Here is a 10,744-nt window from a genome sequence, read left to right as displayed (position 1 = left end):
CTATGGTTCATTCGCTTGGCCAACCTGGCCTGGGGCCGGCACCGCCGCAGCTGGCTGATCAAGCGACGGGCTGTAGAACACAAACTGATCCCGCCCCGCGGCTTTGGCGGCGTACATGGCCACGTCGGCATGGTGCGACAGGCTGGCCTCGTCTAGACCATGCTCTGGGTACATGGCCACGCCGATGCTCGATGAAATTTGCACGCTTTGCCCCATGGGCAAGTGAAAGGGTTCGCGCAGGCTGGCGTGGATTTTTTCTGCCACCCGAGTGGCATCTGCGCTTTGGTGCACGCTGCCCTGCAGCACCACAAATTCGTCGCCGCCGACCCGCGCCACGGTGTCTGACTCGCGCACGCAATTGCGCAGGCGGTGCGCTACCGCTTGCAAAAGTTGGTCGCCCGCGGCATGACCATGGCGGTCGTTGACGGGTTTGAATCTGTCAAGGTCAACAAAGATCAGCGCCAGTTGACCCTGGTCGCGCTTGGCTTTGGCCACAGCTTGGTGCAGGCGGTCGGTGAGCAAACGGCGGTTAGGCAACTGGGTAAGGGGGTCAAAAAAGGCCAGGCGTTTGACTTCATCTTCAGCGGCTTTGCGCAGGGTGATGTCGGTATGGGTGGCGACAAAGTGGGTGACCGTGCCGGACTCGTCACACACGGCGGTGATGCACAGCCAACAGGGGAATGTTTGGCCGTTTTTACGGGTGTTCCAGACCTCACCCTGCCAGCTGTGATGTTGCAACAGCTCCGTCCACATGGCGGTGTAAAAGTCGGCGTCGTGGCGGTCAGATTTGAGCAGGCGTGGGTTTTGCCCCACCACTTCTGAGGCAGAGTAGCCAAAAAGTGCGCTAAAGGCTTGGTTGACACGCACTGTTTCAACCTGTGCATTGGCAATCAACATGCTTTCATGCGACTCAAATGCTGCAGCGGCCACGCGCAAATCAGCTTCTTGTTGCTTTTGTTGGGTGACGTCTTCTGTGGCGCCAATCAAGCGCCGGGGTACGCCTTGGTCGTCTGAGTAAAGCGCTGCACGGTTGCGCATGTAACGCACCTGGCCGTCTGGGCGCTTGATCTGAAAGGTCATGTTGAACGGCTGGTCTTGCTTGATGGTGGCGCGGGTGGCATCGTGCATGCGCTTCAAGTCATCTGCGGGCAGCAGCTTGATCCAGTCGTCGTTGCGTGGGCTGGCGGCATCAGGGCGCAGGCCAAACAGGGCAAACATGACCTCATCCCACTGGTATTGCCGGGTGACCAGGTCAAATTCCCAAATGCCTACGCCACTGGCATCGGTGGCCAGTTTGAGGCGTTTGGCGGTCATGATTTTTTGGGCTCGCTGGCGCTCAAAAGCGGCCAAGCCCAGCACGCTCACCACCACCAGCAGCACGTAGGCCAGCAGTTGCATGATCACGTCGCGCTGCCAAGCAGGAAACAGCTCGGCTTGGGTGCGGCTCAGCACCACCACCACGGGTTTGTCTATGGTCAGTTGTTGCGGTGACACGGTGTGCATGACTTGCAGTTGGGGCTGGGTGCCTGCGGTGTTGAACTCGCTCACGGGTTGACCACTGCGCAGATGGCGCTCAAAACTGTCGCCCCAAGCGGGCTGGATTTTTTCAAGGGTTTGCGGCGATGTGGGTTGCAAAATAAACGTCTGGCCGTTGGCGTGCACCAGGGCAGCTTGCATGTCGTCGCTGTAACGCACGGAATTGACCAAAATGTCAAAGTCAACCGGGTCGATGGCGGCGGAAATAACACCTGAAAAACGGCCATTGGCGTCAAGCATGACCCGGCTTAAATTGATCAGGTAGTTGTTGAGCACCGACTTGAAGGGTGTGCTGACATACAGCACGTTGGGGTTGAGCGTTTTGAGCGGTGTTTGCAGATAGTCGCGCTGGAAAAAATTGCGACCTAGCAATTCTTCGCGGTTGGAGTAGATGACGGTGCCTTGTGCGTTGGTGACTAAAAAGGTGCGCACCGAGGTCATGGCGGACGCCATGCCAGCGAGCATTTGCAAGGCATCGCTGGCGCCCGTGGCACGGCTTTGCCAGCCGGGCATGGCAGCTTGAATGGAGACGAGGCTTTGTTGAATGGTGCCGAGTTGGCGTGTCAGGTTGTCTTCAATCACCCGCGCCTGGGTGTTGAGGCGCGCAAACTCATCGCGCTCAATGCGTGCATGCTCGTGCCACAGCCCCCAACCCAGCCACAGCCCCACGCCCAGCAAGGCCGCGCCCAGCAGCAGCCAGGGGTGACGGCGTGACAACAATTGCGGCGTCACTCCAAGCCTTCTTCGACCAACTCTGCCGCACGTAACAGGGCTCGCGCTTTGGCCTCGGTCTCGCGCCATTCAAGCTCGGGCACGCTGTCGGCCACCACACCGGCGGCGGCTTGCACGTAAAGCATGTGGTTTTTGATGATGCCAGTGCGAATGGCAATGGCCACGTCCATGTCACCGGCATAGCTGAGGTAGCCGCAAGCGCCGCCGTAGAGACCGCGTTTGGTGGGTTCGAGCTGGTCAATCAGCTCCATGGCGTGGACTTTGGGCGCACCGGTCAAGGTGCCTGCGGGGAAGGTGGCTTTGAGCACGTCCATGCTGGTCATGCCGTCCAGCAGGACCCCCTCGACATTGCTGACGATGTGCATGACATGGCTGTAGCGCTCGACGCAAAAGGCGTCCGTGACCTTGACGCTGCCAATTTGGGCAATGCGGCCAATGTCGTTACGCGCCAGGTCGATCAGCATCACGTGCTCGGCACGCTCTTTGGGGTCGTGGATGAGCTCTTCTTCGGCGGCTTTGTCGGCCTCTGGGGTGGCGCCACGCGGGCGCGTGCCAGCCAGCGGCCGGATGGTGATTTTTTGCACCGCTTGGCCATCTTGCTGCACCTGCTCTTGGCGCACCAGAATTTCGGGTGACGCGCCCACCACATGGAAGTCGGCTCCATCTGCCGGGGCACCGCTGAAGTTGTAGTAATACATGTACGGGCTGGGGTTGAGCGAGCGCAGGGCACGGTACAGGCTCAAGGGCGATTGGGTGTAGGGCTTTTTGATGCGCTGCCCCACTTGCACTTGCATGAAGTCGCCCCCGGCGATCAGCTCCTTGGCTCGCTCGACGGCGGCAATGTAATCGGCTTTGGCAAAGTCACGCACCGCCGCTTGGCCCGCACTGGGCAAAATGGCGGGGGCGTGCACCGGTTGGTTCAATTGGTCTTTGAGTTCTGACAAGCGCGCCACCGCTTTGGCATAGGCCATGGACTGCGCCGGGTCGGCATAGACCATCAAATAAAGCTTGCCTGAGAGGTTGTCAATGACGGCCAGCTCTTCGCATTGCAGCAGCAAAATGTCGGGGCAATGGAGTTCGTCGGGGGGGCAGGTGGTTTGGAGTTTTTTCTCAATGTAGCGCACCGCGTCGTAGCCAAAATAACCCGCCAAACCGCCACAAAAACGCGGCATGTTGGGCAACAGCGCGACTTTGAAGCGCTGCTGGTAGTGCGCCACAAAGTCGAGCGGGTTGGCGCATGAGGTCTCAACCACCACCCCATCGGTCACCACCTCGGTGCGGGCTTGCGCGCCAAAGCCACTGGCGCGCAACAAGGTGCGGGCGGGCAAACCAATGAAGCTGTAGCGGCCAAAGCGCTCGCCGCCCACCACAGATTCCAGTAAAAAACTATAAGGTGCGCTGTGCGCCAGCTTGAGGTAGAGCGACAGTGGGGTTTCAAGGTCTGCAAAGGCTTGCGCCACCACTGGAATCCGGTTGTAGCCTTGTGCAGCCAAGGCGTTGAATTGTTCTTCAGGGATCACGAAGGGCTCTCAATGAGTAAAGACGGGTGGGATAAGGCATAAACAATTGAAAGCACATTTTGCCCCAAGCCAAAGCAGCTGCGACACCCAGCCCGTGACACGCCTCGTGTAAACCCTAGTGGGCAAGCCATGCACCTCCGCGCACAATGCATTGGTTAAATTCGTACGGTCGTTCTTTTTTAAAAGGGGTCACATTCATGAAATTTTGTCGAGATGTTGGGTTGGCGCTGTGGATCAGCGTGTTGTCTTGCGGCACATGGGCTGCCAGCCAAGACATCCATGGCGTGAAGGTGGAAGACAGCACCACTTTGGCCGGTACCACGCTGCAGTTGAATGGCGCGGGCACGCGTTACAAGGTGATCTTCAAGGTCTATGTGGCGGGGCTTTACCTGGCGCAAAAGGCGACAACGCAGGATGCGGTGGTCAAACAAAGTGGCCCTAAGCGGCTGAGTGTGACCATGCTGCGCGACATTGATGCGGCTGAGCTGGGCAAATTGCTGACAAGAGGGATTGAAGACAACATGGGCGCTGCCGCCATGTCGACCTTGGTGCCAGGGCTGGTGCGCATGGGGGAAATGTTTGCCGCACAGAAAAAAATGGCAGCGGGCGACACGTTCATCATCGACTGGATTCCTGGCCAAGGCACCGTGATCACGGTCAAAGGAGTGGTGCAAGGCGAGCCGTTCAAGGAGCCAGAGTTTTTTGCCGCACTGATGTCCATTTGGCTGGGGCCAGCACCTGCGGATCAAAAACTGAAAGAGGCGCTGCTGGGGGGTGGCAAGTCTTGATCAACGGTAAGTCACCCACGCACCATTGCTTGACTTCATCATGTAGTGCCCAGTCTCGTCGCGCAACATGATGACGTCTTCATTTTCTGAAACCAGTTTGGTTTTTTCTATGCTTTTCACTCGGCTGGCCAGTGTGGGCGAGGTGGGATCGAATGGGCTTTGAGCCAGCATGCCCCCCAAGAGGCTGTACAAGCCAAAAAAGCTCACCGGTTCATTGATCACAATTGGCAGGGACGTGGTTTTGCTCAAGCCAATCAACTTGATGGCTGCCGGGCCGAGCGTGATGCCTGGCGTGGGTATCTCACGCATGCCTGAGATTTGGTATTGATCACCTCGCAGTGAAGCACCATGCTCTGGCACCATCATCAACACGACAGGTTTGCCGCTGTTTTCAAGCAGGGTGATAAACCGGTCAAGCTCTGCCAAGAATTTCAATAACCTGGGTTTATAGGTCACCAGGCTCAAACGACTGGTTTGCCCAGGAACAATATTGCCGTCATGCAAGGTGATGGTCTGGTAGTAGAGGGCTTCTGCAGCGGAATTGCGCTCAAGCCTTGAAGTCCACCATTTGTTCAACATCGAAAAATCATCGTAAATGGGTGAGCCCACAAAGCTTCTCAAGGCCACAGGTGCGTCTGGGTATTTCACCAGTTTTCCCTTCAAGCCTGTGTGCATTTCAAGAATGTCGAGGTATTTGTCATGCAGGCCATCGTGATTGATCATGCCGTGAGCCACATAACCCAGTTTTTCAAGATTAGGGAAAACATAACACAAGGGATCGGCACTTTGGTACAACTTGTCATGTGGACTTTGTCCGCAAGTACCTCTTAACAAGCGGATCGCGGCAGGGCCGCTGTAACTGGCAGCGGTATTGAAGTTTCTGAAAACAAGGTCGAATTTTTTGAGTAACGGGTGGTTTTGTTCGTTCACAAAATCCAAATCATCCCAAGAGATGGAACACACATGGATCATGACCACATCAAATGCAGGCGTTTTACCTGGCACCGAGAACTGGATCGCACGCTTGCGCTCCGAGGTATAGAAGTTGAGTAATTCGGTTTGAGGTTCAACCCGAACAACATCTTTGGCACGCGTGGCAGGGGTGTCTTGAGAAGCGGTTGTGCTGTTGCGCTCCAACAAAGATGGCCAAAATGTGGTGACTGCTGGCACGATGAGCAAACCGAGAAAAACAAAAGTTGATATTCTGAGTTTTTTATTAATTATCCAATAAATAAAAATAATTATTACACATACCACGATAGCTGCAGGATTAAATAATCTACCCAACAATTCAAACATGTAATTTAAATCAAAACCCCTTAAAGCATCCAGTCTTGAATAAATACGACTTATTGTGGGCAAGTATGATTCATGGTAAACCAAGGCAATGGCCAGTATCCAAACTGAAAAAGATCGGATATTTTTCAGCACAATGCTTTTGATTGGGAAATAAGCCAACAAAGCCAGAATTAAATTAAAAATCCAATTAAAGGCAATATAGTGCCCGAAATAAAGGCCTATTTTTACCAAGAAATAAAGACCAATGTAATTCATCAAGCACGCCCTTGCTGCTGCATGAACCTTGATTTGTAGACATCGAGTAAAGGTTCAAAAATTGAAGTGAAAAGTTTTCTATAACCATTCAGTCCAACAACTGCAATTTCTTTTAAACCCTTCATGGGGCGATCAATGTCATTTTCAGCGTTCCAATTCACCCAAGCATCGGGTCGTGCAAAAGTGCATTGCACCAAGGCAATCGACTGGTCTTTGGACATGGGTTCAAACTCTATACCCAACGATTTTTCTTGGGTAGAAATAATAAACGCAGGGAATGCATGATCAATACTCTCTCGCCATAAAGACACATGCAACCTTTCGTTTTTCTCTGGCTGGAACGGCTTTTCGAGTTCAAGCCCAAGCCCAGTCATCGAGAAGTCAATGCAAGTGCAATGAATCGCCTCGCCACTGGCTCTGTATAAGGTGGCCGGCAATCGTGTAGCGACACGGTGCATTTTCCTCACCTGCTTGGCTTCTGAGGCCACGCCAATTGAAGCACCCAACAATAGGCTACTGTAAATTACCCAAAACAAATTCAAAATGACCGTACCTTGCTCAAACGTATTCCAGAAAAATAAACGAAAAATACCAATAATCAAAGCTAATATATTGAGCAATGCCAATATGGTGTACGGCGTAGAAATAATCCAATCAAAATATGATTTTTTAACCAAACCACCTTTTGCAGTCACATTGAATTTACCCAGTTTGGGGTTGATAAGTGCCACAGTGGTAGGCAAAGCCACATACCATGCCAAAACAGTTTCGTAGACTTCGGCCCAAAAGGTATGCCGGTATTGGCCTTGAACGTGCGCATTCGCAATCGTTGACTGAACCACGTAAGGGATCACATACAAAGCCAGTAAGAAGGCTTCAGCGTGAATGATGTGAAATTCAAAAAACAAGAATGCCAGGGGTGCCGTCAAAAAGACCAATCTTGGCAATCCAAAAAAGAAGTGCACCATGGCGTTGAGATAGCAGAGTCGCTGTCCGATGGATAACCCCCAACCAAGCAGCGGATTGTCAACCCGAAAAATTTGCGCCATGCCACGCGCCCATCGGATGCGCTGGCCAATGTGCGCAGATAAGCTTTCAGTGGCCAAACCGGCGGCTAAGGTTTGGCCGATGTATGCGGTTGAGTAACCCAGCCGTTGCAGTTTCAAGGCCGTGTGCGCGTCTTCGGTGACGGTTTCTACCGCAATGCCCCCCACCGACATCAAGGGGTCGCGCCGGATGACAGCACAACTTCCACAAAAGAAGGTGGCATCCCAAAAATCATTGCCATCTTGAACCAAGCCGTAAAACAATGAACCTTCGTTGGGAACGCGTCGAAAAGTACCTAAATTCCTTTCAAATGGGTCGGGCGAAAAGAAATGGTGCGGGGTTTGAACCATGGCGCAATTGGGGTCTTTCACAAATTGACCCACAACCGTTTTTAAAAATGACCGAACAGGTAAGTGATCACAATCAAAAATAGCAATCAAATCACCCTGCGTTTCTTTCAAGGCATTGTTCAAATTGCCCGCTTTGGCATGCTTGTTGTCTTGCCGAACGATGTAACCCACACCCATGGCACTCGCAAATTCTTTGAACTCATCTCGACGACCATCATCCAGGATGTATATCTTTAACTTGTCTTTTGGCCAATCAAGTGCAATGGCTGCCAATGTTGTAGGGCGGACAACCGTAAGGGGTTCGTTGTAGGTGGGTATAAAAACATCAATGCATGGCCATTCTTCAGGTGCCAACGTGATGTCAATGGGTTTGCGTTTCAAAGGCCAAATGGTCTGAACCATCCCGAGCACCACCACCGCCCAGGTATAAGCCTCTGCCATGAGCAAACCCATGCCCAAAAAAGCTTCCAGAGCTGAATCAAATGACAAGGTTGTGGAGAAACGCCACCAAACGTAGCGCCCCAATGCAATCAAACTGATCGTGCCAAGCATCATGGCAGGAAAGCGACCAGGCATTTTTCGCACGACCATAGAGCAAGCCCAGCACATCACCAAGAACAGCAACTGCCCGCCCCAAGACAATGGCGTTGAAATGACGACCAATGAGGCCACGCCGCCCAAAGCCAAGGCAAGCCAACGGACGACAGGGATTTCTAGCAACGGGGCAAGCGTTTGATCTGTGTAGCGTACGACTTTGTTGTAATCAATGCATTCAGCGCAGCGACTAAGCTGAGTGATAAGGAAACGCAATGGCCATGTCAACACTCGCCACAAAACACCCATCATCAGCAGAAGTGAGACCGATTGCTTTTTTAAACCCTGTAAAAATTCAGACCGCCGAGCAGCCGCACTCGCAGAAACTTCATCAGATTCATCTGTTGATCGAACAAACAAATGAAACAGCCATGCTTTGGCGGGCACGGGGTGGTCGAGGTGCAACAGGCTAGCCAGATGCGCTTTGAGCCTTTGCATGGGATTCGAAACAAAGTCATCTTCCGCGGACTGCGCCTCTTCGGATGCACGCTGCCGAAAAAAGAGGGCTGAGAGCTTGATCATTCAGCAGCGCTCTGAAGATTAAAGCGCTCAGTAAGCCAGTTGGCAACGCCTTGAACATCATGAACTGACTGAGCTTGAGGAAAAAGGGCACTCGCACAGTTGTTTTCCTGAAACGCTGTGGCCATATTTTCATCATGGTGCAAGGTGTATGGAATCAACAGATCATTCCATTGCGCTTGTAATGTTTGCATGGCCAAGATTTGCGACTTGGACCTTGGATCGAATGATGTCAACATCACGGCAAAAGCTGTGCTTTCCTGATGGCTTGCGACCATGGCTTGGATGGCGGGGAATGCTGCACACGATTTTGCAGATGCCGTAAGACAAACAACAACCAAGTCAGAAGCCAACACAGATTGAAATGCAAGCGCAGAAGGCCACATGGGAGCGTCAAGTAACACATACCCCGCGTCTGAAAATTCAAGACCAGACAGCTGAGATGTCAACCAATTTGGTGAAGCCATCAAGCGCTGCTCTAAATGCAAGACATTGTTGGCATCCAAGTCGCCATGGGGTAGACAACACACATGAAGCGAATTTATAAGTGCGTTGTGCGCCCACCAGTGATCTGTTAAAACTGAACTCGCCCAACCATGCGCGGGCGAAGTCTCTAACCCCAAATGCAAGCCCATGGTGTTTTGTGGACACAAATCAACCACCAAACACGGCTCACGTCGTTGCGCCAATAGGGTCGCTAAATTGGCAATCAGGGTCGTTTGCCCCACACCACCATGCGGGCTGACAAATGCAATAGTTGCCATTTGTTTAACTTTGTGATGCCTGTTCCAACCTTACCTGGCGATCAGGAAGCTTGTATACACGCAAGCAGGGGCCTCTGCCAGCAAACCAGCCAGACCGAATCAACAAAGTACGACTGATATACCAAATTAAACCCGCTAGCAAAAAACCCATCAAGCAATAAAGCAATAATTGATACATCATGCAACTCTCTCCTCATGGGAAATATGAACCTTTTGTTTCAGCTGAATCGATCTGACTTGAGGACGTGGTGCATGACCACCCAACAAAGCGGATGGACTTGATGATGAATTAGGAAGTGATGGAAGTTTATTTACCTCTGATCTGGATGCGTGTGATTTTGATTTTAGAGGTAAACGAATGACATTCGTTTTAACAGGATGAACAGTCAAACTGTAGTCCACATACCCATCCTTCATCGAATGACTAAATTCATCGAGCATTTTCGCGATACCATCAACCGAAGAATCAGAAACCTGAGAAGAGAAAAGCTGCGAAACAGGCATGACGAACATGCGATCCAATGCCGAATCAATATCAACTTCAGCACAAGCAAAAAGAAATACATAAATTGAATCACTTGCAGAGGTAAGCAAATCACCATCTCGAAAAATATTGCAAGCATTTATTGCATCAATATGAGGCACTGTTGGTGATAGGAATAACCGCACAAGAGTATGAGTGATATGTGTTGAAACTGATCTCTTAACGACTTTACTGACATAACTATGAAACGCGACTGGCTCAATGTACCCACGTTCCGAATCAGGCAAAAAGGATTTAATCTCCTCTGCATAGAGGATATTCAAATCACCACTGAATGTTTGATTTGAAATATCTTCTACGATTTTTACAATTCTAGAAAAACCTACCTCACGATAAATTACAAGATTCGCTCCAAAATATAACAAAGCACGTTCAATATTTAGTCTAAGTTTTGCATCATTTTCACGAACTATAATTTTAAGTGTTTTTGGATGAGTTTGCCGAAGATGAAATACAACTCGAATTAATGTCTCAAAATCATTGACAGAGCCTGCATGTAAAATAATTGTTGCGGCAATGCTGTTAACGACAGCAGATGTACCTTCACCTGCATGACTCAAAACCTTCCAATTGGATGGTAAATTTCTTTGTCCATCAAGCGCAGGTTGGGTAATGTAAACTGCACCTTTATCAACAGCTGATGAAATTTCTTTGTTCTGACCAAGTAGTAAGCAACCATTAAATTTAATTTTTTTATTATTAACATCAAAATCAATTCCGCAATCAAAATCAAGAATAAAATTATTTGAATTATTCCAGCGTACAAATGATAAAAAATATGATTGACGATCGCTTG

7 protein-coding genes are annotated in these 10,744 nt (G+C 50.9%); 1 reads left to right on the top strand and 6 read right to left on the bottom strand.

The genetic code is table 11. The features are described from left to right. Positions 1–2,268 carry a diguanylate cyclase gene (locus tag PHT20_RS10310; RefSeq protein WP_301020470.1) on the bottom strand — a complete coding sequence of 756 codons (2,268 nt, stop codon included), beginning with the start codon at positions 2,266–2,268 and terminating at the stop codon, positions 1–3. Further along, entirely contained in the window at positions 2,265–3,788 is a 1,524-nt protein-coding gene (locus PHT20_RS10305) for a chorismate-binding protein (protein ID WP_301020469.1), read from the bottom strand. The genes PHT20_RS10310 and PHT20_RS10305 overlap by 4 nt, the downstream gene beginning before the upstream one ends. 197 nt (positions 3,789–3,985) lie before the next feature. Between PHT20_RS10305 and PHT20_RS10300 the strand changes: the two genes are divergently transcribed. Next, the gene (locus tag PHT20_RS10300) at positions 3,986–4,576 is read left to right on the top strand and encodes a chalcone isomerase family protein (RefSeq protein WP_301020468.1); all 591 of its coding nucleotides are present in this window, start codon (positions 3,986–3,988) and stop codon (positions 4,574–4,576) included. Here the strand turns inward: PHT20_RS10300 and bcsG are convergent, their stop codons facing one another. The 4 genes from bcsG to PHT20_RS10280 form a co-directional block, all read right to left on the bottom strand. After that, positions 4,577–6,130, bottom strand: a complete 1,554-nt coding sequence (gene bcsG, locus PHT20_RS10295) for a cellulose biosynthesis protein BcsG (RefSeq protein WP_301020485.1) — start codon at positions 6,128–6,130, stop codon at positions 4,577–4,579. Continuing rightward, complete coding sequence (gene bcsA / locus PHT20_RS10290; RefSeq protein ID WP_301020467.1) at positions 6,130–8,643, bottom strand: UDP-forming cellulose synthase catalytic subunit; 2,514 nt, start codon at positions 8,641–8,643, stop codon at positions 6,130–6,132. Before bcsA ends, bcsG begins: the two co-directional genes overlap by 1 nt. After that, positions 8,640–9,404, bottom strand: coding sequence for a cellulose biosynthesis protein BcsQ (gene bcsQ / locus PHT20_RS10285; protein WP_300085695.1), 765 nt, complete (start codon positions 9,402–9,404; stop codon positions 8,640–8,642). Before bcsQ ends, bcsA begins: the two co-directional genes overlap by 4 nt. 177 nt (positions 9,405–9,581) lie before the next feature. Further along, a partial coding sequence (locus PHT20_RS10280; RefSeq protein WP_301020466.1) for a BcsE family c-di-GMP-binding protein occupies positions 9,582–10,744 on the bottom strand: 1,163 nt, incomplete at its 5' end.

Origin of the sequence: Rhodoferax sp. (assembly GCF_028715765.1) — a bacterium.
In the GTDB taxonomy this organism is placed as follows: Bacteria; Pseudomonadota; Gammaproteobacteria; order Burkholderiales; family Burkholderiaceae_C; genus Rhodoferax.
The sequence above is the reverse complement of the archived record's forward strand: the minus strand, read 5'-3'. Positions and strand labels throughout refer to the sequence as shown.

Coding starts and splice junctions, on each gene's coding strand:
- PHT20_RS10300 (WP_301020468.1), top strand. CDS start 3,986: ATGAAATTTTGTCGAGATGTTGGGTTGGCGCTGTGGATCAGCGTGTTG.
- bcsG (WP_301020485.1), bottom strand. CDS start 6,130: ATGAATTACATTGGTCTTTATTTCTTGGTAAAAATAGGCCTTTATTTC.
- bcsA (WP_301020467.1), bottom strand. CDS start 8,643: ATGATCAAGCTCTCAGCCCTCTTTTTTCGGCAGCGTGCATCCGAAGAG.
- bcsQ (WP_300085695.1), bottom strand. CDS start 9,404: ATGGCAACTATTGCATTTGTCAGCCCGCATGGTGGTGTGGGGCAAACG.